The organism is Pseudomonas sp. GW821-FHT10B02, from assembly GCF_059415665.1.
On the sequence record NZ_JBWKNR010000001.1, the window covers coordinates 374,469 to 395,721 of the forward strand.

The 21,253-nt window shown below is 61.0% G+C and carries 15 protein-coding genes; 13 read left to right on the top strand and 2 right to left on the bottom strand.

From position 1 onward, the window contains the following. Window positions 1–44 precede the first annotated feature (44 nt). The 6 genes from AC07OF_RS01795 (at window position 45) to AC07OF_RS01820 (ending at window position 6,934) form a co-directional block, all read left to right on the top strand. Window positions 45–1,403 (top strand): aspartate aminotransferase family protein, encoded by a 1,359-nt coding sequence (locus AC07OF_RS01795; RefSeq protein WP_038615648.1) that lies wholly within the window; start codon window positions 45–47, stop codon window positions 1,401–1,403. Between the two features lie 169 nt (window positions 1,404–1,572). Beyond that, complete coding sequence (locus tag AC07OF_RS01800) at window positions 1,573–2,670, top strand: polyamine ABC transporter substrate-binding protein (RefSeq protein WP_157194601.1); 1,098 nt, start codon at window positions 1,573–1,575, stop codon at window positions 2,668–2,670. 163 nt (window positions 2,671–2,833) lie between these two features. Continuing rightward, window positions 2,834–3,928 (top strand): polyamine ABC transporter substrate-binding protein, encoded by a 1,095-nt coding sequence (locus AC07OF_RS01805; RefSeq protein WP_476446174.1) that lies wholly within the window; start codon window positions 2,834–2,836, stop codon window positions 3,926–3,928. Window positions 3,929–3,987: 59 nt separating this feature from the next. Next, entirely contained in the window at window positions 3,988–5,130 is a 1,143-nt protein-coding gene (gene potA / locus AC07OF_RS01810; RefSeq protein WP_038615642.1) for a polyamine ABC transporter ATP-binding protein, read from the top strand. Then, window positions 5,127–6,047: an ABC transporter permease subunit gene (locus tag AC07OF_RS01815; RefSeq protein ID WP_191830578.1), complete on the top strand. Its 921-nt coding sequence runs from the start codon at window positions 5,127–5,129 to the stop codon at window positions 6,045–6,047. Before potA ends, AC07OF_RS01815 begins: the two co-directional genes overlap by 4 nt. Further along, a complete protein-coding gene (locus tag AC07OF_RS01820) occupies window positions 6,044–6,934 on the top strand; it encodes an ABC transporter permease subunit (protein WP_476446173.1) in 891 nt (296 codons plus the stop codon). Before AC07OF_RS01815 ends, AC07OF_RS01820 begins: the two co-directional genes overlap by 4 nt. 74 nt (window positions 6,935–7,008) lie before the next feature. Here the strand turns inward: AC07OF_RS01820 and AC07OF_RS01825 are convergent, their stop codons facing one another. Further along, complete coding sequence (locus AC07OF_RS01825) at window positions 7,009–8,205, bottom strand: AAA family ATPase (protein WP_495072518.1); 1,197 nt, start codon at window positions 8,203–8,205, stop codon at window positions 7,009–7,011. A 148-nt stretch (window positions 8,206–8,353) separates the two neighbouring features. Between AC07OF_RS01825 and AC07OF_RS01830 the strand changes: the two genes are divergently transcribed. The 6 genes from AC07OF_RS01830 to AC07OF_RS01855 all read left to right on the top strand — a co-directional run bounded on the left by AC07OF_RS01830 (window position 8,354) and on the right by AC07OF_RS01855 (window position 17,681). After that, on the top strand, window positions 8,354–9,445 hold the full coding sequence (locus AC07OF_RS01830; protein ID WP_157194597.1) for an efflux RND transporter periplasmic adaptor subunit: 1,092 nt from the start codon (window positions 8,354–8,356) through the stop codon (window positions 9,443–9,445). After that, on the top strand, window positions 9,442–10,512 hold the full coding sequence (locus tag AC07OF_RS01835) for an efflux RND transporter periplasmic adaptor subunit (RefSeq protein ID WP_157194596.1): 1,071 nt from the start codon (window positions 9,442–9,444) through the stop codon (window positions 10,510–10,512). Before AC07OF_RS01830 ends, AC07OF_RS01835 begins: the two co-directional genes overlap by 4 nt. Continuing rightward, window positions 10,509–13,565 carry an efflux RND transporter permease subunit gene (locus AC07OF_RS01840; protein WP_157194595.1) on the top strand — a complete coding sequence of 1,019 codons (3,057 nt, stop codon included), beginning with the start codon at window positions 10,509–10,511 and terminating at the stop codon, window positions 13,563–13,565. Before AC07OF_RS01835 ends, AC07OF_RS01840 begins: the two co-directional genes overlap by 4 nt. Before the next feature lie 77 nt (window positions 13,566–13,642). Beyond that, complete coding sequence (locus AC07OF_RS01845) at window positions 13,643–14,176, top strand: RNA polymerase sigma factor (protein ID WP_342623611.1); 534 nt, start codon at window positions 13,643–13,645, stop codon at window positions 14,174–14,176. A 29-nt stretch (window positions 14,177–14,205) separates the two neighbouring features. Beyond that, a complete protein-coding gene (locus AC07OF_RS01850) occupies window positions 14,206–15,153 on the top strand; it encodes a FecR family protein (RefSeq protein WP_157194593.1) in 948 nt (315 codons plus the stop codon). A 131-nt stretch (window positions 15,154–15,284) separates the two neighbouring features. Beyond that, a complete protein-coding gene (locus tag AC07OF_RS01855) occupies window positions 15,285–17,681 on the top strand; it encodes a TonB-dependent siderophore receptor (protein WP_157194592.1) in 2,397 nt (798 codons plus the stop codon). Between the two features lie 77 nt (window positions 17,682–17,758). Here AC07OF_RS01855 and ilvD read toward each other — a convergent pair whose 3' ends face one another. Continuing rightward, window positions 17,759–19,600, bottom strand: a complete 1,842-nt coding sequence (gene ilvD / locus AC07OF_RS01860) for a dihydroxy-acid dehydratase (RefSeq protein ID WP_157194591.1) — start codon at window positions 19,598–19,600, stop codon at window positions 17,759–17,761. A gap of 524 nt (window positions 19,601–20,124) precedes the next feature. Between ilvD and mgtE the strand changes: the two genes are divergently transcribed. Next, the gene (gene mgtE, locus AC07OF_RS01865) at window positions 20,125–21,183 is read left to right on the top strand and encodes a magnesium transporter (RefSeq protein ID WP_157194590.1); all 1,059 of its coding nucleotides are present in this window, start codon (window positions 20,125–20,127) and stop codon (window positions 21,181–21,183) included. Window positions 21,184–21,253: the final 70 nt, after the last annotated feature.

Genomic DNA, 21,253 nt, shown 5'->3' on the forward strand with positions numbered 1-21,253 from the left:
ACCCGGAGCCGCAGGACCGCGGCCGTCAGAAAACGGAGAAGCACATGAGCGTCAACAACCCGCAAACCCGTGAGTGGCAAACCCTTAGCAGTGAGCATCACCTGGCGCCTTTCAGTGACTATAAACAGCTGAAAGAGAAGGGCCCGCGGATCATCACCAAAGCTGAAGGCGTGCACTTGTGGGACAGCGAGGGCAACAAGATCCTCGACGGTATGGCTGGTCTGTGGTGTGTGGCGGTCGGCTACGGTCGTGAAGAGCTGGTGGAAAAGGCTGCCGCGCAGATGCGTGAACTGCCGTACTACAACCTGTTCTTCCAGACTGCGCACCCACCGGCACTGGAACTGGCCAAGGCGGTGACTGACGTCGCGCCAGAAGGCATGACCCATGTGTTCTTCACCGGTTCTGGCTCCGAAGGCAACGACACCAACCTGCGTATGGTCCGCCACTACTGGGCGGTCAAGGGCAAGCCGCAGAAGCAGGTGATCATCGGCCGCATCAACGGCTATCACGGTTCCACCGTGGCCGGCGCCGCGCTGGGTGGCATGAGCGGCATGCATGCGCAGAGCGGCACGCTGCCGGGCATCGTGCACATTCCGCAGCCGTACTGGTTCGGCGAAGGCGGTGACATGACTCCGGACGAGTTCGGCATCTGGGCCGCTGAACAGCTGGAAAAGAAAATCCTCGAAGTCGGCGAAGACAATGTCGCCGCCTTTATCGCCGAGCCGATCCAGGGCGCTGGCGGCGTGATCATTCCGCCAGACACCTACTGGCCGAAGATCAAGGAGATCCTCGCCAAGTACGAGATTCTGTTCATTGCCGACGAGGTGATCTGCGGCTTCGGGCGTACCGGTGAGTGGTTCGGCTCCGATTACTACGGCCTCAAGCCCGACCTGATGACCATCGCCAAGGGCCTGACCTCCGGTTACATCCCCATGGGCGGTGTGATCGTGCGTGACGAAGTGGCCAAGGTGGTCAGCGAAGGCGGTGACTTCAACCACGGCTTCACCTACTCCGGTCACCCGGTGGCCGCCGCTGTGGGCCTGGAAAACCTGCGAATCCTGCGCGACGAGAAAATTATCGAGCGGGTTAAAGAGGAAACGGCACCGTATTTGCAGAAACGTCTGCGTGAGCTCAACGATCACCCGTTGGTGGGTGAAGTGCGTGGCCTGGGCATGCTCGGTGCCATCGAGCTGGTCAAGGACAAGGCAACCCGCGCCCGTTACGAAGGCCAGGGCGCCGGCATGATCTGCCGCCAGCACTGCTTCGACAATGGCCTGATCATGCGTGCCGTGGGCGACACCATGATCATTGCCCCACCGCTGGTGATCAGCCGTGAAGAGATCGACGAGCTGGTGGAAAAGGCGCGCAAATGCCTGGACTTGACACTTGAGGCGCTGAAATAGCCAAGTGCTAGGCTAGCGTAATGGCATCATCGTTTTTCAAGGCGCGCTTTCCTTGAAAGTGCGCCTTGGAACTTGCCAGACTAGCGACTGTTTCAGTCGCCCGAAGCTTGCGCCGTAAAGAGCCGGCCACTGGACAGATGGCTAAATAAAAAATTCTGGAGCATTACGCATGAAGAAATTGGGCAAGACGTTGTTGGCTATGTCCCTGATGGGCGCCATGGCCAGTGCTGTTCAGGCGGATGACAAAGTGCTGCACGTCTATAACTGGTCCGATTACATCGCACCGGATACCGTCGCCAACTTCGAGAAGCAGACCGGCATCAAGGTCGTCTACGACGTCTTCGACAGCAACGAAACCCTCGAAGCCAAGTTGCTGGCGGGCAAGTCCGGTTACGACATCGTCGTACCGTCGAACAACTTCCTGGCCAAACAAATCAAGGCGGGCGTCTACCAGGAGCTGGATCGTTCCAAGCTTGCGAACTGGAAGAACCTCGACGAAGACCTGCTCAAGGCCGTTGGCGATGCCAGCGACCCGGGTAACAAGTTTGCGTTCCCCTACATGTGGGGCTCCATCGGTATCGGTTACAACCCGGAGAAGGTCAAGGCGGCGCTGGGCGTCGACAAGATCGATTCCTGGGACGTGGTGTTCAAGCCCGAGAACATCGAAAAGCTCAAGAGCTGCGGCGTAAGCTTCCTCGATGCCCCGACCGAGATGATCCCGGCAGCCCTGCATTACCTGGGCAAGCCGACCAACAGCACAGACAAAGCTGACCTGAAAGCAGCCGAAGATCTGTTCATGAAGATCCGTCCGTCGATCGGCTACTTCCACTCCTCCAAGTACATCTCGGACCTGGCCAACGGCAACATTTGCGTCGCCGTGGGTTACTCGGGTGACCTGGAGCAGTCCAAGGCCCGTGCTCACGAGGCTGGTGACAAGGTCAAGCTGGACTACGTGATTCCGAAAGAAGGCGCCGGTACCTTCTACGACATGGTTGCCATCCCTAAAGATGCCGTCAATGTCGACGCCGCCTACAAGTTCATGGACTTCCTGATGCAGCCGGAAGTCATGGCCGGTATCACCAACGCCGTACGTTTCCCGAACGGCAACAAGGCGGCCACCGCGCTGGTGGACAAGGACATCTCGGGCGATCCGAGCATCTATCCACCGGCTGATGTGAAGAAGCAGCTGTACGCAATTGCCGACCCAGGTGCGAAAGCTCAACGCGAGATCACTCGTAGCTGGACCAAGATCAAATCGGGCAAATAAGCCTGATTGACCCTGGGCGTGGTGCAAATCACGCCCAGGATCGCAAAAAGTGGCAAATTGTTTTTGCGACATGCGTGTATCGAAGGTAAGTTGCGCGCCGGTTTGCTTGTCCGGCAGGGATTTCTGCCGTACGACTCGGGCACTTTTGTAGAGGACCTCCCACTTGTCTATTTCTGTATTTCGCAAGGCCATGTTGGCTGGAGCGGGTCTGACGCTGGCGATCAGCGTCCAAGCGGCGCCCACGGTGCACATTTACAACTGGTCGGACTACATCGGCCAGACGACACTCGCGGATTTTGAAAAAGCCACCGGGATCAAACCGGTGCAGGATGTCTTTGACTCCAATGAAACCCTGGAAGGCAAACTGCTGGCCGGTCGTACCGGTTATGACGTAGTGGTGCCGTCCAACCATTTCCTCGGCAAGCAGATCAAGGCGGGCGCCTTCCAGAAGCTCGACAAGTCGCTGCTGCCGAACTATTCGAACCTCGACCCGGCGCTGATGAAGCGCCTGGAGAAGAACGATCCGGGTAACCAGTACGCCGTCCCCTACCTGTGGGGCACCAATGGCATCGGCTATAACGTCGAGAAGGTCAAGGCGGCGCTGGGCACCGACAAGATCGATTCCTGGGCCATGCTGTTCGAACCGGAAAACATCAAGAAACTCTCCAAGTGCGGCGTCGCCTTCCTCGACTCGGCCGACGAGATGCTCCCGGCAGTGCTGAACTACATGGGGCGCGACCCCAACAGCACCAACCCCAAGGACTACGCCGACGCCGAGAAGAAGCTGCTGGCGGTGCGTCCTTACGTGACCTACTTCCACTCGTCCAAGTACATCTCGGACCTGGCTAACGGTGATATCTGCGTGGCCGCAGGATTCTCCGGTGATGTGTTCCAGGCCAAGACCCGTGCCGAAGAAGCCGGCAAGGGTGTAGACGTGGCTTATGTGATTCCCAAGGAAGGCGGCAACCTCTGGTTCGACATGCTGGCGATCCCCAAGGATTCGTCCAATGTCAAAGAGGCCCACGCCTTCATCAACTATTTGCTGCAGCCTGAGGTGATTGCCCAGGTCAGCGATTACGTCGGTTATGCCAACCCGAACCCCAAGGCTGGCGATCTGATGGATCAGAGCGTGCGAACCGACGCAGCGGTTTATCCACCGCAAGAAGTGCTGGACAAGTTGTACGTCAACTCGGAGCTACCTCCCAAGGTGCAACGTTTGATGACCCGTAGCTGGACCAAGATCAAGTCGGGCAAGTAAAAATCCAGAGTCCGCCACGGCAGGGGCGGACGCAAAAAATCTTGTTGGGAGTTTCACAAATGGCTGTTGCCTCCGGTGCCTATAAGAAAGCCCTCGAGGGCGACCAGCAACCTAAACAGGTGCTGGTCAAAATCGACCGGGTCACGAAAAAGTTCGACGAAACCATCGCCGTGGACGATGTGTCCCTGGAGATCAAGAAGGGTGAAATCTTCGCCCTGCTCGGTGGCTCAGGTTCGGGCAAGTCCACCTTGCTGCGCATGCTGGCCGGTTTCGAGCGGCCGACCGAGGGGCGCATCTTCCTCGATGGTGTAGACATCACCGACATGCCGCCCTACGAGCGGCCGATCAACATGATGTTCCAGTCCTATGCGCTGTTCCCGCACATGACCGTGGCGCAGAACATCGCCTTCGGCCTGCAGCAGGACCGCATGCCCAAGGCCGAGATCGACGCCCGTGTCGGCGAGATGCTCAAGCTGGTGCACATGACCCAGTACGCCAAGCGCAAGCCGCACCAGCTCTCCGGTGGTCAGCGTCAGCGTGTAGCGCTGGCCCGCTCCCTGGCCAAACGCCCGAAACTGCTGCTGCTCGATGAGCCGATGGGCGCGCTGGACAAGAAACTGCGTTCGCAGATGCAGCTTGAGCTGGTTGAGATCATCGAGCGGGTCGGCGTGACCTGCGTCATGGTGACCCACGACCAGGAAGAGGCCATGACCATGGCCCAGCGCATCGCCATCATGCACCTGGGCTGGATCGCCCAGATCGGCAGCCCGATCGACATTTACGAGACCCCGACCAGCCGCCTGGTCTGCGAGTTCATTGGCAACGTCAACCTGTTCGAGGGTGAAGTGGTTGAAGATGCCGAAGGCCACGCGGTCATTGCCAGCTCGGAACTCGAGCGCAAGATCTACGTCGGCCACGGTGTTACCACCTCGGTGGAAGACAAGCGCATCACCTATGCACTGCGTCCGGAAAAACTGCTGGTCACCACCCAACAGCCGACCTGTGAACACAACTGGTCGCGCGGCAAGGTCCACGACATCGCCTACCTCGGTGGCCACTCGGTGTTCTACGTCGAGCTGCCTGGCGGCAAGATCGTCCAGTCGTTCGTAGCCAACGCTGAACGCCAGGGCACCCGGCCGACCTGGGACGACCAAGTTTACGTCTGGTGGGAAGACGACAGCGGCGTGGTACTGCGGTCATGAACATGCGCAAGCTCAAGCGAGCCTTCAACCGAATAAAGCCTGAAGGGCGCCATGTGGTGATCGGCGTGCCGTTCATCTGGCTGTTCCTGTTCTTCATGCTGCCGTTCTTCATCGTCCTGAAGATCAGCTTCGCTGAAGCGGACGTGGCGATCCCGCCGTACACCGAAATCTACAGCTACGTCGAAGACAAAGTGCAGTTGGTGCTGAACATGGCCAACTACGGCCTGTTGACCGAGGATGAGCTGTACATCTCGGCGTACCTGGGCTCGTTGAAGATGGCCTTCTTCAGCACACTGCTGTGCCTGCTGATCGGCTATCCGATGGCCTATGCCATCGCCAACGCACGCAAGGAGACCCAGACGGTCCTGTTGCTGCTGATCATGATGCCGACCTGGACCGCGATCCTGATCCGCGTGTATGCCTGGATGGGCATTCTCAGCAACAACGGCCTGCTCAACAGTTTCCTGATGTGGCTGGGCCTGATCGATCAACCGCTGCAGATCCTCAATACCAACCTGGCGGTCTACATCGGTGTGGTCTATTCGTACCTGCCGTTCATGATCCTGCCGCTCTACGCCAACCTGGTCAAACACGACCAGAGCCTGCTTGAGGCCGCGTCGGACCTGGGGTCGAGCACCTTCAACAGCTTCTGGAAGATCACCGTGCCGTTGTCGAAGAACGGCATCATCGCCGGCTGCATGCTGGTGTTCATTCCGGTGGTCGGTGAGTTCGTTATCCCGGAACTGCTCGGCGGTCCGGAAACCTTGATGATCGGTAAAGTGCTCTGGCAAGAGTTCTTCAACAACCGTGACTGGCCGGTGGCTTCTGCCCTGGCGGTGGTGATGCTGGCGATCCTGATCGTGCCGATTCTGCTCTTCAACCGTAGTCAGGCCAAAGAGATGGAGGGCAGGGCATGAAGCGTTTCAGTTTCTCCAAGCTGATGTTGATTCTGGGCTTGCTGTTCATCTACCTGCCCATGCTGATCCTGGTGATCTACTCGTTCAACGCCTCGAAACTGGTGACGGTCTGGGGCGGCTGGTCGGTCAAGTGGTACGTCGGCCTGCTCGACAACAGCCAGTTGATGGGCTCGGTGATGCGCTCGCTGGAGATCGCCTGCTACACCGCGATTGCCGCGGTGGCGCTGGGTACCCTGGCGGCCTTCGTGCTGACCCGGGTGACGCGCTTCAAGGGCCGTACCCTGTTCGGTGGCCTGGTCACCGCGCCGCTGGTAATGCCTGAGGTGATTACCGGTCTGTCGCTGTTGCTGCTGTTCGTGGCCATGGCGCAGATGATCGGCTGGCCGCAGGAACGCGGTATCGTGACCATCTGGATCGCGCATACCACCTTCTGTGCCGCCTATGTGGCGGTGGTGGTGTCGGCACGTCTGCGCGAGCTGGACCTGTCGATCGAGGAAGCGGCGATGGACCTGGGTGCCAAGCCGTGGAAGGTGTTCTTCCTGATCACCATCCCGATGATCGCGCCCTCGCTGGCGGCGGGCGGGATGATGTCCTTCGCGCTGTCGCTGGACGACCTGGTACTGGCCAGCTTCGTGTCGGGTCCGGGTTCGACCACCTTGCCGATGGAAGTCTTCTCGGCTGTGCGTCTGGGCGTGAAACCGGAGATCAACGCCGTCGCCAGCCTGATCCTGCTGTCGGTATCGTTGGTGACCTTCATGGTCTGGTACTTCAGCCGTCAGGCCGAAGAACGTCGCCGCCGGGCGATCCAGCAGGCCATCGAAGAAAGCGCTGCCGACTCCTGGAAGCAGCCGGACGTGGGTCGCGCCGCGACGCCGGTTTCGGCCTGACCTGAAACACATCGCGGGGCAAGTCCGCTCTCACAAAGTGAATCTGTGGGAGCGGGCTTGCCCCGCGATGAGGTTCAATCCGGCCAATACCAGGCCGGCTCATCCAGCATCCCCTGACCCGCCACCCGGGTCTGCCCCAGTTCCTTCTCCAGCACAATCGAGTTGCAGGTCGCATCCTGTTCCAGCGCGGCCACCAATCGCCGTGCGTGCGACACCACCCACACCTGACAATGCCCGGTGGCGCGAATGATCAAGCGTGCCAGCGCCGGTAGCAGGTCCGGGTGCAGGCTGGTTTCCGGCTCATTGAGCACCATCATGGTCGGCGCTCTGGGGCTCAACAATGCTGCCACCAGCAGCAAGTAGCGCAAGGTTCCATCTGATAGCTCGGCCGCAGATAGTGGTCGCAGCAGGCCCTCCTGATGGAACTGCAAACTGAACTGGCCGCCAGGTACCGCGTCGATGGTCAGGTGTGAGCCGGGAAAGGCATCGCTGATCGTATCCCACAGCGCCTGGGCATCGCCGATCTCGATAATGGTTTGCAGGGCAGCGGCCAGGTCACGGCCGTCATGGTGCAGGACCGGTGTGCGGGTACCCAGTTGTGGTCGTCGGGCCGGGGCATCGCGATCGGTGCGAAAGTGATCGTAGAAGCGCCAGCCACGGATGCGCTCGCGCAGGTGCAGCACCTCTGGCGAAGAACGCAGGTTGCCGACCTGATCGTAGAGGCTGTCGAAATCCGGCGTGTGCTGGGCCAGCACGTCCCATTGACGCCCCTCGCGGGCGCGCACCATTGCGCCCTGGCGATCTACCAGCAAGCTGGCCGGACGATAGAGCGGACCTGCCCAGATGCTTTCGCGCTTGATCTGCGGGTCGAGGGTGAAGCGCGAGGGGATCGGCGAGCTTTGCCCCGGGAGCATGAAGTGGCCGCTGGATACAGGCAAGCCAAGGCCGATGGCATAACCGAAATCCTCGCTGGCAAAGCCCAGGCGCAGACGCTTGGCTTCCTGGCGCGGACCACCCTCGACGGCCACTTCGCCGCGGCTCATGCGTCGGCTGATACGCTCGGGGCCTGCCCAGAAGGTCGATTCCAGTCCGCCTTCGCCGGCCAGCGCATTGACGACGCCGCCCTTGGCGGTTTCAGCGAGCAAGCGCAAGGCTTTGTACAGGTTGGACTTGCCGCTGCCGTTGGGGCCGGTGATGAGGTTCAGCCGCGCCAGCGGTAGCACCAGGTGATTGATCGAGCGGTAGTTGGCAACGGCCAATGTGGTCAGCATCTCGGCGTCCTTGCGCAGGTAATGGTGGCGGCAGTATCGCCGACTGATCGAGCTCAAAGGAATTGCATTAGTTACAGCAGCGGCCCATTCCCTGATCTACGCTAACACTCGCATCTCTGTATCGATCTGACACATGCTAGGAGCCTGCATGACGGTGTTGCGTATTGTATTGGTCGTCAGCCTGGGTTCGGCATTCGTACTCGCAGGCTGTGACGAGAAAAACACCGCTGAACCCGAGCTTCGCAGGGTGGGTGTGCAACAGGTCCAGCCCAGCGATTTTGCTGCATCCGTGACCCTCACCGGTGATATTCAGGCACGGGTGCAGGCGGATCAGTCGTTTCGCGTGGGCGGTAAGATCATTTCCCGCAGCGTTGATGTTGGCGACCATGTGAAAGCCAACCAGGTTCTGGCCCGACTTGATCCTAAAGACTTGCAGGCCACTGTCGATTCAGCCAAGGCCGAAGTGTTCGCCGAACAGGCGCGGGTGACCCAAAGCGCCGCCGCCTTTGTCCGTCAGCAAAAACTGTTGCCCAAGGGCTATACCAGCCAGAGCGAGTACGACTCCGCCCAGGCGGCGCTGCGCAGTAGCCAGAGCGCCTTGAAGGCCGCCCAGGCGCAACTGGCCAATGCCCGTGATCAACTGAGCTACACCGCACTGATCGCCGATGCGGCCGGGGTGATCACCGAACGTCAGGCTGAAGTCGGGCAGGTGGTGCAGGCTACGGCGCCAATCTTCACCCTGGCCCACGATGGCGAGCGCGATGCGGTGTTCAATGTCTATGAGTCGCTGCTGGTCGCGCCGCCCAGTAGCGAAACCATCCCCGTCAGCCTGGTGGACAATCCCAAGGTCAAGGCCTTGGGCCATGTGCGGGAAATCAGCCCGACCGTTTCGGCGCAAAGTGGCACGGTACAAGTCAAAGTCGCGTTGCGTGATGTCCCGCCGGGTATGGAGCTGGGTTCGGCCGTCACAGCCACAGGCCAGGCCCGCGGCAAACCCAGTATCGAATTGCCTTGGTCGGCGTTGACCAAGGCCCTGCATGACCCGGCTGTGTGGCTGGTGGGCGAAGGCAACAAGGTCAGCCTGCAGCAGGTAAAGGTCAGTCGCTATCTCACCGGTAAAGTGGTCATTGCAGAAGGTCTCAAAGGCGGGGAAACCGTGGTGGTGGCCGGCGGGCAGTTGCTCACCCCCGGTATGCAGGTGGAAATCGCACCGCTCAAGGACAGCGGGGTGGCGCAATGAAAGCAGTCGTACTGGGCCTGTGCAGCGTGCTGTTGCTGGCCGGTTGTGAAAAGCAGGCCGCAGAGTCCGATCCGATCCGCCCGGTACTGTCGGTGATCGTGCAGCCGCAGGCACAAGCCAGTCTCGGGCGGTTTGCCGGCACTATTGAGGCGCGCTACGAGAGCACCCTGGGCTTTCGCGTGGCCGGTCGTATCGCCCGGCGCTGGGTGGATGTCGGCAGCGAAGTGAAACCGGGCGATACATTGGCCAGCCTGGATCCGGCTGATCAGCGCAACCAGCTGCGTGCTGCCGAGGGCGATCTGGCCAAGGTCCAGGCACAGTGGATCAACGCCCAGGCCGATGCGCGTCGCCAGCAGCAGTTGTTCGATCGCGGCGTCGGCGCCCAGGCGCAGTTGGACGCTGCCCAGACCAATCTGAAGACCACCGGTGCTTCTCTGGAGCAGGCCCGGGCCGCCGTTGCCCAGGCGCGCGACCAGCTGGGCTACAGTGAGCTCAAGACCGATCATGCCGCAGTGGTCACCAACTGGCAGGCTGAAGCTGGGCAGACCGTCAGTGCCGGTCAGCCAGTGGTCACCCTGGCGCGCCCGGATATCAAGGAGGCGGTCATCGACTTGCCGACCTATCTGGCCGAACAGTTGTCTGCCGGCTTGAAGTTCGAGGTGGCTTCGCAACTCAACCCGAGCATCAATACCACTGCGACCTTACGCGAACTCGATCCCCAGGCCGACGCAGCCACGCGAACCCGCCGTGCACACCTGACCTTGACCGCTACACCCGAGTCGTTTCATCTGGGGACGGCAATCAGTGTCACGCTGACCTCGACGGTGTCGCCGCGTAGCGAGTTACCGGCATCCGCGCTGCTCGAAGGGGATGGCCCGCCACGGGTGTGGGTGGTTGATCCACAACAGAACACGGTTGCCACCCGTGAGGTGAAGCTGCTTGAACGCACCCCCGGCAGTGTGGTGTTGAGCTCGGGCGTGCAAGCCGGGGAACGCGTAGTAACAGCAGGTGTGAACAGCCTGAAACCGGGCCAGAAGGTCATCGTCAATGAGGAAGACCCACGATGAAAGGAAGCTTCAACCTGTCGGAGTGGGCGCTGAAGCACCAATCCTTTGTCTGGTACCTGATGTTCGTCAGCTTGCTGATGGGCGTGTTCTCCTACATGAACCTGGGGCGTGAGGAAGACCCTTCGTTCACCATCAAGACCATGGTCATTCAGACCCGTTGGCCGGGCGCAACTCAGGATGAGACCCTCAATCAGGTCACCGACCGCATCGAGAAAAAGCTCGAAGAGCTGGATTCGCTCGACTATGTGAAGAGCTACACCCGACCGGGTGAGTCGACGGTTTATGTCAACCTGCTGGATACCACACCAGCCAAGGACATTCCCGAGATCTGGTATCAGGTACGCAAGAAGATCCAGGATATTCGTGGCCAGTTTCCCCAGGGAATCCAGGGGCCGGGTTTCAACGACGAGTTCGGCGACGTCTACGGTTCGATTTATGCGTTCACCGCCGACGGCCTGACGATGCGCCAGCTGCGCGACTACGTCGAACAGGTGCGTGCCGAGATCCGCGAAGTGCCCGGCCTGGGCAAGGTCGAGATGATCGGCACCCAGGACGAGGTGCTGTACCTGAACTTCTCCACCCGCAAGCTGGCGTCGTTCGGCATTGATCAACGCCAAGTGCTGCAAGCCTTGCAGAGCCAGAACGCGGTCACCCCGGCCGGGGTGATCGAGGCGGGTCCCGAGCGTGTGTCGGTGCGCACCACGGGCCAGTTCGCTTCGGAGAAAGACCTCGAGACGGTCAACCTGCGCATCAATGACCGCTTCTTCCGCCTGGCGGATATTGCCGACATCGAGCGTGGCTACGTCGACCCGCCCGCGCCACTGTTCCGTTACAACGGACAGCCGGCCATCGGCCTGGGCATTGGCATGAAGGCCGGTGGCAACATCCAGGTGTTTGGCGCCGATCTGCACAAAATGATGGATCGGGTGATCAGCGAGCTGCCGGTCGGCGTCGGTGTGCATACCGTCTCCGATCAGGCCGTGGTGGTGGAAGAAGCCGTCGGTGGCTTCACCAGCGCTTTGTTCGAGGCGGTGATCATCGTGCTGGTGGTGAGTTTCGTCAGCTTGGGGATTCGCGCCGGCCTGGTGGTGGCCTGTTCGATTCCGCTGGTACTGGCCATGGTGTTCATCTTCATGGAGTACAGCGGCATCACCATGCAGCGGATCTCCCTGGGGGCGTTGATCATTGCTCTGGGGCTGTTGGTGGACGATGCCATGATCACTGTCGAGGTGATGGTGACGCGCCTGGAAATGGGCGAAACCAAGGAGCAGGCTGCAACCTTTGCCTACACCTCGACGGCGTTCCCGATGCTCACCGGTACCTTGGTGACCGTGGCCGGCTTCATGCCGATAGGCCTCAACGCCAGTTCGGCGGGGGAATACACCTACACGCTGTTTGCGGTGATTGCTGCGGCCTTGCTGGTGTCCTGGGTGGTAGCCGTGGTATTTGCGCCGGTGTTGGGCGTGCACATCCTCAGTGCCAAGGTCAAACCGCATAATGAAGAGCCCGGCCGTGTCGGCAAGGCGTTCGAACACAGCCTGCTGTGGTGCATGCGCCATCGCTGGCTGACTATCATCGGCACCATTTTGCTGTTCGTGCTGGCGTTGTTCTGCATGCGTTTCGTGCAGAACCAGTTCTTCCCCTCTTCGGACCGCCCGGAGATTCTCGTTGACCTCAACCTGCCGCAGAACGCCTCGATCGAGGAAACCCGCAAGGCGGTGGACCGGCTTGAGGCAACGCTCAAGGGCGATCCGGACATCGAGCGCTGGAGTACCTACATCGGCCAGGGTGCGATTCGCTTCTACCTGCCGCTGGATCAGCAACTGCAGAACCCGTACTACGCCCAGCTGGTGATCGTCAGTAAAGGGTTCGAAGAACGCGAGGGGCTGATCAAACGCTTGAAGCAGCGCTTGCGCGAGGACTTTGTCGGTATTGGCAGCAACGTCCAGTCGCTGGAAATGGGGCCACCGGTGGGGTTGCCGATCCAGTACCGGGTGATGGGGTCGGATATCGACCAGGTACGCAAACATGCGATTGCCCTGGCGGCCTTGCTCGACAGCAATGAGCACATTGGCAGCTTGATTTACGACTGGAACGAACCGGGCAAAGTGTTACGGGTCGAGATTGCGCAAGACAAGGCGCGCCAGCTTGGCCTGTCATCCGAGGACGTGGCCAATGTCATGAACAGCATTGTCAGCGGCACGCAGATCACCCAGGTCAACGACAACATCTACCTGATCAATGTCGTCGCCCGCGCTGTAGACAGTGAGCGCAGTTCGCCGCAGACCTTGCAGAACCTGCAGATCGTCACCCCCAACGGCACCTCGATTCCGTTGCTGGCCTTCGCCACCGTGCGCTATGAGCTGGAGCAGCCGCTGGTCTGGCGTCGCGACCGCAAACCGACCATCACCATCAAGGCTGCGGTGCGTGGCGATATCCAGCCGACCGACCTGGTGCGTGACCTCAAGCCGCAGATCGACGATTTCGTCAGCAAACTGCCGGTGGGCTACACGGTCGAAACCGGCGGTACGGTGGAGGCAAGTGGCAAGGCCCAGGGGCCGATTGCCAAAGTGTTGCCGCTGATGCTGTTCCTCATGGGCACGTTCCTGATGATCCAGCTGCACAGCGTGCAGAAGCTGTTCCTGGTGGCCAGCGTGGCGCCGCTGGGCTTGATCGGTGTGGTCCTGGCGCTGGTGCCAACGGGTACACCGATGGGCTTCGTGGCCATTCTCGGGATTCTCGCGCTGATCGGTATCATCATCCGCAACTCGGTGATTCTGGTGACCCAGATCGATGAGTACGAGGGGCAGGGATTGTCGCCGTGGGCAGCGGTGCTGGAAGCGACCAACCACCGCCGACGGCCGATTCTATTAACGGCGGCAGCGGCCAGCCTGGGCATGATCCCTATCGCCCGCGAGGTGTTCTGGGGGCCAATGGCCTACGCGATGATCGGCGGGATCATCATCGCCACCCTGCTGACCTTGCTGTTCCTGCCGGCCTTGTATGTGGCCTGGTACAAGATCAGGGAGCCGCAGGGTAGCGAACGTGTATAAAAATAGATATCAATTGCGAATATGTCTCATCTTCTGCTAGCGTGCGCTCACCTTGAGATTCACTGCCAGGAAGTGCCGTGTCTTCGTGGAATTCGCAGATTGCCCGGTTGTTCGCCGAGCACAAAAAAGCCCTGGAGGCCTTTGTTGCTCGGCGCACCGGCAATACTCAGGTCGCAGCCGATCTGACCCAGGAGTCGTTCTTGCGCCTGGCGCGGCTGCCTGCCGACAAGAAAATCGATAATCTGCCAGCCTTTCTGTTCACGATCGCCAGCAACCTGATACGCGATCATCAGCGCCAGATGATCCGCCGCGAGCATCGGGAAGTGGGCGAGCCCAGCGATGAATTGCCCTGCGACTCGCCGGGGGCCGAAGAGCAACTGGCGGCCATGCAGGAGCAAGCGCTGATGCATGACGCCATTCAGGCCTTGCCCGAGGCGACTCGGCACATCTTCCTGCTTTACCATGTCGACGAATGTTCCTACCGGGAGATTGGCGAGCGGTTGCACGTCTCCCCGCGTAGTGTCGAATACCAATTGCGTCGTGCGCTGATCGATTGCCGGGCCTTCATCAAGGCACGGTTGCTCAGTGACACGCAGGGGCCGCATTTGTGAACCGGCCCTTTGCAGCTACGGATGCCCCGATGATCGACCCGAATGTCACCGATGCTGACGACGACCTGTTCGCCGAAGCCAGTGGCTGGTACTACCGCCTGCAGGCCGAGGACCTCACCCCGACTGAGCGGGAAGCCTTTGCGGCCTGGCTGGCGCAGGGGCCGAGCCAGGTTCGCGCCTGGAATGAAGTGCTCGAGTTGCTCGGTGCCTTGCGCGAGCCTGCCCGACAGCTTCGCCAGGCTCAGCGTGCCCGTTGGCACAAGCCGCGGGCACGGGTCTGGGCCAGTGCTGCTGCGGTTCTGTTGATGATCGGTCTGCTGATCGCCAGCCCCTGGCCGGACCGCTGGCGTGCTGACTACGCGACGGTTACGGGCGAGTCGCGCACGCTGGCCCTGGCCGATGGTTCACAGCTGCAACTCAATACCGACACCGCAGTGCAGGTCGAGTTGGGTGACGGGGAGCGGCGGGTGCGCCTGCTGCGTGGAGAGGCCTGGTTCGAGGTCAGTCATGATCCGTTGCGGCCCTTTCTGATTCGCTCCGGTGACGGCTGGGTGAAGGTCGTCGGCACGCGCTTCAGCGTCGCGCAGCAGGGTAACCAGACCCTTGTGCGGGTTGCCCAGGGTAGGGTTCAGGTCAGTGTCGACGAGGGGCAATCGGTGCTGCTCGATCCAGGGCGCGGCGTCGAGTACAGCGGTTTGCAGCTGGGTAGCGAGCACGGCTTTGATGTTGCCGCCGAGTTCGCCTGGCGCCAGCGTCAGCTGGTGTTCCGCCAACAGCCTCTGGCCGAGGTGGTCGAAGCGTTGAACCGTTACTGGCCGGGGCAGACCCTGGTGCTCGGTGATACCCTGCGCCAGCGCAAGGTCTCCGGGGTGTTTGAAATCGACAAGCCCGACGCTGTACTCAAAGCGTTGACGCACACCTTGGGCCTGCGTGCTGAGCAGTACACGCCCTACCTGCGCGTGCTGCGCGAAGGCTAGAAAAAATATTCAAAAAAGTTTCAGGGTTTCCCCGAAGCCTGACGTCCTTGATCTCGTAAGCGCAAATAATAAGCACTCTCAGACAGTGTGGCGCGATTAAACGACTTCGACGATTTGGGGGAGCTTCACTGATGGATAACACCACCGCCACCCGGCGCCTGCCGACTATGCTGAGCCTGGCCATTGCCCTGGGCTGCGGCACGCTGGCCATGCCGATCCTTGCCGCACCCGCCGTGCAGGCCCAGGCTTATCAGTTCCAGATTCCGGCGCAATCGCTGGACGGTGCGTTGGCGGCCTTCAGTGCGGTGACCCGGGTGCAGGTGCTGGTTGGCGCCGAGGTGACCCAAGGTTTGCGTTCCCCGGGCCTCAGCGGCAGTTATCCACAGAGTCAGGCGCTGGCCCGCCTGCTGGCCGGCACCGGCCTGAGCGCAACCTATATCGACAGTGACAGCGTCACACTGGAACGGCGCCAGGCGGATGAAGCTGCCCTGCAGCTGGGCGCGACCATGGTCGGTGGCAAGGTGCTGGGCGCCACCACCGAGGGCAGCCAGTCCTACACCACAGGTGCCCTGACCATTGGCAAAGGCGAGCAGAAACTCAAGGACATCCCGCAATCGGTGTCGGTCGTCACGCGCCAGCGAATGGACGACCAGAACATGAACAGCCTGCAGGACGCGATGCGCCAGGTCACCGGTGCGACCATCAAAAGTTACAACGCTGGCTCAAGCCTGAACGATGTCTACATGCGCGGATTCCTTGTCGACCAGGTACAGGTTGACGGGGTTTCGCAGATGACTGGCCAGGGCGACCTGATGACCAGCTTCGACCTGGCGATGTTCGACCGGGTCGAGGTGTTGCGCGGACCTTCCGGCCTGTACCAGAGCTCGGGCGAGCCGGGTGGCACCATCAACCTGGTACGCAAGCGCGCCTTGGGCCAGTTTGCCCTCAGTGGCGAGCTGTCTGCCGGCTCCTACGACCACTATCACTCGACCGTGGACATCACCGGTCCGTTGAACAGCGACGGTAGCCTGCGCGGACGCTTTGTCACCGCCTATGAAGACAACAAGTCCTTTGTCGACTACGCCCAGAACGAACGGCCGATGGTTTACGGCCGTCTGGAATACGACGTGACCCCGGACACCACGCTGTCCCTGGGCGGCGCCTACCAGAACAACCATTCCACCCCGGCCTTTGGCCTGCCGGCGTATGCCAATGGCAAGTTGCTGGATGTCAGCCGCTCGACCTTCGTCGATGCCAAGTGGAACGAGCTGGACGAGCACGTCTGGGAAAGTTTCTTCGAGGTCGATCACGCCCTGGAGAATGGCGGTCAGTTCAAGACCTCGTTGACCTACCGCGATGCTGAAACCCCGACCCGCAACTTCACCTGGAGCGATGGCGCGGTAGACCCGGCGACCGGCGCCAGCGCGGCCGTGGCCTACTCCTACTACACCCACATCAAGACCCTGGGCCTGGACAGCTTTGTCACCCTGCCGGTGGAGGCTTTTGGCCGCACCCACGAATTTACTGCAGGGGTCGAGTACCAGCACCTGGACAAGGACTTCACCTACGGTGGTGGCGAGTACTTTGACACCAATGTGTTCGATCCGGGCAGCATCAACATACCCAAGCGTAAGTACGAAATGGATAACGGCAACTGGTCGAAATCCCACCAGTACGGCCTTTATGCCCGCAGCAAAATCAGCGCTACCGACTGGCTGGACGTCATCCTCGGCAGCCGGGTGACTTGGTTCGAAAGCGAGGCGCACAATGCCAACGCCTTCTTCAACAACTTCAGCAACACCGAAACCAACATCGACCGCAAAGTCATTCCCTACGGTGCGTTGGTGGCCAAGCTGACGCCTGAACTGTCCGCGTACGCCAGCTACACCAGCGTGTTCAAACCACAGACCGAGGTCGATGCCGATAACCAGACCATCGCCCCGCGCAAGGGCAAACAGTACGAACTGGGCCTCAAGCGTGAGTTCTACGACGGTCGCCTGAATGGCAGCGTCGCGGTGTTCCGCATCTACGACGAAAACCGTGCGGAACTGGTGGCCAACAATCAGTACTACGAGCCACAGGGCAAGATCCGCAGCCAGGGCTGGGAAACCGAACTGAGCGGCAACCTGACCGACAACTGGAGCATCAGCACCGGTTACGCGTTCACCATGCTCAAGTCGCTGAGCGGCGCAGACACCAACCAGGGCACCACCATCACCCCGAAGCACAACTTCAACCTGTGGACCAACTACGAGTTTACCGATGGGCCACTGAAGGACTTCAACGTTGGCGGAGGGGTGCGTGCGGTAAGTGCCACCTACTACAAGCGTGATGTGGACTTTGTTCAGGGCGGCTATGCGATTACCACGGCCCAGGTTGGCTACAAGTTCAACGAGCACCTGTCGGCGAAGCTGACGGCCAACAACCTGTTTGACCGCACTTACTATGAGCGGGTGGACAGCTCCTGGGGTTCGAACTTCTATGGCGAGCCGCGTAACCTGACGTTGACCTTGCGCGCCAAGTATTGACGGGGGCTTGCCCCGCGATACCTTTCAGGTCAAAAAAACCGGCGCACAGGGCGCCGGTTTTTGTTTGCTGCGTCGGCTTACAGGCCGTCGAGCAACGCCTTGTTGCGTACCGCACCCTTGTCGGCGCTGGTGGCCAGCAGGGCGTAGGCTTTCAGGGCGGTGGTCACTTTACGTGGGCGTACTTCCACCGGCTTCCAGCCTTTCTTGTCCTGTTCGACACGACGTGCCGCCAACTCTTCATCGCTGACCAGCAGGTTGATCGAGCGGTTAGGGATGTCGATCAGCACCTTGTCGCCATCCTGCACCAGGCCGATGGCACCGCCGGCAGCTGCTTCCGGAGAAGCGTGGCCGATGGACAGGCCCGAGGTACCGCCGGAGAAACGGCCGTCGGTGAGCAGGGCGCAGGCTTTGCCCAGGCCTTTGGACTTCAGGTAGGAGGTCGGGTAGAGCATTTCCTGCATGCCCGGGCCGCCTTTCGGACCTTCGTAGCGAATGATGACGATATCGCCTTCCTTCACTTCGTCGGCAAGGATGCCGCGTACGGCGCTGTCCTGGCTTTCGAAGATTTTCGCGTTGCCTTCGAACACGTGGATCGATTCGTCGACACCTGCGGTCTTCACCACGCAACCGTCCAGGGCGATGTTGCCGTAGAGTACGGCCAGGCCGCCTTCTTGCGAGTAGGCGTGCTCGACACTGCGGATGCAGCCGTTTTCACGGTCGTCGTCCAGGGTTTCCCAACGGGTCGACTGGCTGAACGCGGTCTGGGTCGGAATACCGGCAGGGCCGGCCTTGAAGAAGTGGTGCACCGCTGCGTCGTCGGTCTGGGTGATGTCCCACTTGGCGATGGCTTCTTCCATGCTCGGGCTGTGCACGGTCGGCAGGTCGGTGTGCAGCAGGCCGCCACGGGCCAGCGAACCGAGGATGCTGAAGATGCCGCCAGCGCGGTGGACGTCTTCCATGTGGTACTTCTGGATGTTCGGCGCAACCTTGCACAGCTGTGGCACTTTGCGCGACAGGCGATCGATATCGCGCAGGTCGAAATCGATCTCGGCTTCCTGGGCGGCGGCCAGCAGGTGGAGGATGGTGTTGGTCGAACCGCCCATGGCGATGTCGAGCATCATGGCGTTTTCGAACGCCTTGAAGTTGGCGATGTTGCGCGGCAGGACGCTCTGGTCGTTGTCGCCGTAGTAACGCTTGCACAGCTCGACGATGGTGCGTCCGGCCTGCAGGAACAGCTGTTCGCGGTCGCTGTGGGTGGCCAGGGTAGAACCGTTGCCCGGCAGGGCCAGGCCCAGGGCTTCGGTCAGGCAGTTCATCGAGTTGGCGGTGAACATGCCGGAGCACGAACCGCAGGTCGGGCAGGCGCTGCGCTCGTATTCGGCGACCTTTTCATCGGAAGCGCTTGAGTCGGCGGCGATGACCATGGCATCGACCAGGTCCAGGCCATGGCTGGCCAGCTTGGTCTTGCCGGCTTCCATCGGCCCGCCGGAAACGAAGATCACCGGGATGTTCAGGCGCAGGGCAGCCATGAGCATGCCGGGGGTGATCTTGTCGCAGTTGGAGATGCACACGATGGCGTCGGCGCAGTGCGCGTTGACCATGTACTCCACCGAGTCGGCGATGATCTCGCGGCTCGGCAGCGAATAGAGCATGCCGTCGTGGCCCATGGCGATGCCATCGTCGACCGCGATGGTGTTGAATTCCTTGGCCACGCCACCGGCGCGTTCAATCTCGCGGGCGACCAGCTGGCCCAGGTCCTTCAGGTGCACATGCCCCGGGACGAACTGGGTGAACGAGTTGGCGATGGCGATGATCGGCTTTTTGAAATCTTCGTCTTTCATCCCGGTGGCGCGCCACAAAGCGCGTGCGCCGGCCATATTGCGGCCGTGGGTGGACGTTTTCGAGCGGTAATCAGGCATGAAGCACTCCTGGCGGCTAATCAGGTAACAAAAAGGGGAGTGAGCTTCTCTTGTCCTTTGCACCGAAGGCAGGTGGCCGCTGGTACGGATGAAGCCGAGATCGCCGCGGGATCGCCGTGCGCTCGGCCAGAGCTCATAAACCCGCCGGGGATGACTGGCGATGAATAGCCCGATTCTACACCGCTGGCGCCGCGAAGGAATGGCGTTGTAGATGGTTGGTGGCGATCGGCGGCGCTGTTGCTCTGCGAATGGTCTGTCAGACCGCTTCTAAGTACGCCTGTAGGACCATTCTGAAATGCCGCAAAAGCCCGGAAAAGCGGCTGTTCCCGCCTGCCGGACTGGCTATTATCCCCGCGCCGCATGTGCGGCTTACGAGACGACACCCTTAATGGACCTTCCCAGTTTCAGTTCATCGCGAACCTACATTCTGGCACTGAACGCAGTGGCGTCAGGGCTGCCCGTTAGCTGACCGACAGCCTTTCCGGTCGGACTCCAGGCAGCTGCGTCGCTGCCTGGAGATCGATATGACCACTATCCACGAAGCAAACCTGGGCGGCTTGGCCTTGCCGCGCGAACAAGCCCAGGCTCGCCGCGACGACTTGCTGCAAACCGGTCGCTACCCTGCCGGTACCGCAGGGGCGTTGATGAGCAGCCATTACTCCTGCATCTGCAGCGGCCTGAGCGCGAGCCAGGCCATCGACATGCTGCGCCGCGAAGCCGCTGATGCCGAAACCATCTACCAGTCCTACGTGCTCGACGAGCAGGGCAACCTGCTCGGCACGCTGTCCCTGCGCGAGCTGATTCTTGCCACACCCGAATTGCCGGTAGAGCAACTGATGGTGCGCCCGGTGCTCAGTGTCAGCACTGCCACCTCCCAGGAGGAAGTGGCCAGACTGATCAGCGAGCACGATCTGCTGGCCTTGCCGGTGCTGGACCGCGGCGGGCGTCTGGTGGGCATCGTTACCTGTGACGATGCCATGGATGTGGTGGTTGAGGAGGCCACCGAGGACTTCCATAAAGGCGCGCTGATCGGTACCCATCTGGGCAACCTGAAGACGGCTACGGTGGGTTTGCTCTATCGCAAGCGCGTGCTCTGGCTGGTGCTGCTGGTGTTTGGCAACCTGTTTTCCGGAGCGGGCATTGCCGCGTTCGAAGACACCATCGCTGCGCATATCGCCCTGGTGTTCTTCCTGCCGCTGCTGGTCGATAGCGGCGGAAATGCCGGTGCCCAGTCGGCAACGCTGATGGTCCGCGCCCTGGCCACGGGTGAAGTGGTCATGCGTGACTGGTTGAGCTTGCTTGGGCGTGAGTGCGGAGTGGCCCTGGCTCTGGGGGGCACCATGGCTGTTGCGGTGGCGTCGCTGGGGGTGTTGCGTGGCGGCCCGGATATTGCCCTGATCGTCGCCAGCAGCATGCTGGTGATTGTCCTCTTGGGCAGCTTGATCGGCATGAGCCTGCCGTTCCTGCTCAGCCGCATGAAGCTCGACCCGGCCACCGCCAGCGGGCCCTTGGTGACGTCGATTGCCGATGCTGCCGGGGTGCTGGTGTACTTCGGCATTGCTTCGCAGGTGCTGGATATTTGAGGGCCTATCGCGGGGCAAGCCCGCTCCCACAGGTATGGATGATCTCTGTGGGAGCGGGCTTGCCCCGCGA

Excerpts from the sequence above, each read along its gene's own strand:
- AC07OF_RS01795 (WP_038615648.1), top strand. The coding sequence starts at position 45 with ATGAGCGTCAACAACCCGCAAACCCGTGAGTGGCAAACCCTTAGCAGT.
- AC07OF_RS01800 (WP_157194601.1), top strand. The coding sequence starts at position 1,573 with ATGAAGAAATTGGGCAAGACGTTGTTGGCTATGTCCCTGATGGGCGCC.
- potA (WP_038615642.1), top strand. The coding sequence starts at position 3,988 with ATGGCTGTTGCCTCCGGTGCCTATAAGAAAGCCCTCGAGGGCGACCAG.
- AC07OF_RS01815 (WP_191830578.1), top strand. The coding sequence starts at position 5,127 with ATGAACATGCGCAAGCTCAAGCGAGCCTTCAACCGAATAAAGCCTGAA.
- AC07OF_RS01820 (WP_476446173.1), top strand. The coding sequence starts at position 6,044 with ATGAAGCGTTTCAGTTTCTCCAAGCTGATGTTGATTCTGGGCTTGCTG.
- AC07OF_RS01825 (WP_495072518.1), bottom strand. The coding sequence starts at position 8,205 with ATGCTGACCACATTGGCCGTTGCCAACTACCGCTCGATCAATCACCTG.
- AC07OF_RS01830 (WP_157194597.1), top strand. The coding sequence starts at position 8,354 with ATGACGGTGTTGCGTATTGTATTGGTCGTCAGCCTGGGTTCGGCATTC.
- AC07OF_RS01835 (WP_157194596.1), top strand. The coding sequence starts at position 9,442 with ATGAAAGCAGTCGTACTGGGCCTGTGCAGCGTGCTGTTGCTGGCCGGT.
- AC07OF_RS01840 (WP_157194595.1), top strand. The coding sequence starts at position 10,509 with ATGAAAGGAAGCTTCAACCTGTCGGAGTGGGCGCTGAAGCACCAATCC.
- AC07OF_RS01850 (WP_157194593.1), top strand. The coding sequence starts at position 14,206 with ATGATCGACCCGAATGTCACCGATGCTGACGACGACCTGTTCGCCGAA.
- AC07OF_RS01855 (WP_157194592.1), top strand. The coding sequence starts at position 15,285 with ATGGATAACACCACCGCCACCCGGCGCCTGCCGACTATGCTGAGCCTG.
- ilvD (WP_157194591.1), bottom strand. The coding sequence starts at position 19,600 with ATGCCTGATTACCGCTCGAAAACGTCCACCCACGGCCGCAATATGGCC.
- mgtE (WP_157194590.1), top strand. The coding sequence starts at position 20,125 with ATGACCACTATCCACGAAGCAAACCTGGGCGGCTTGGCCTTGCCGCGC.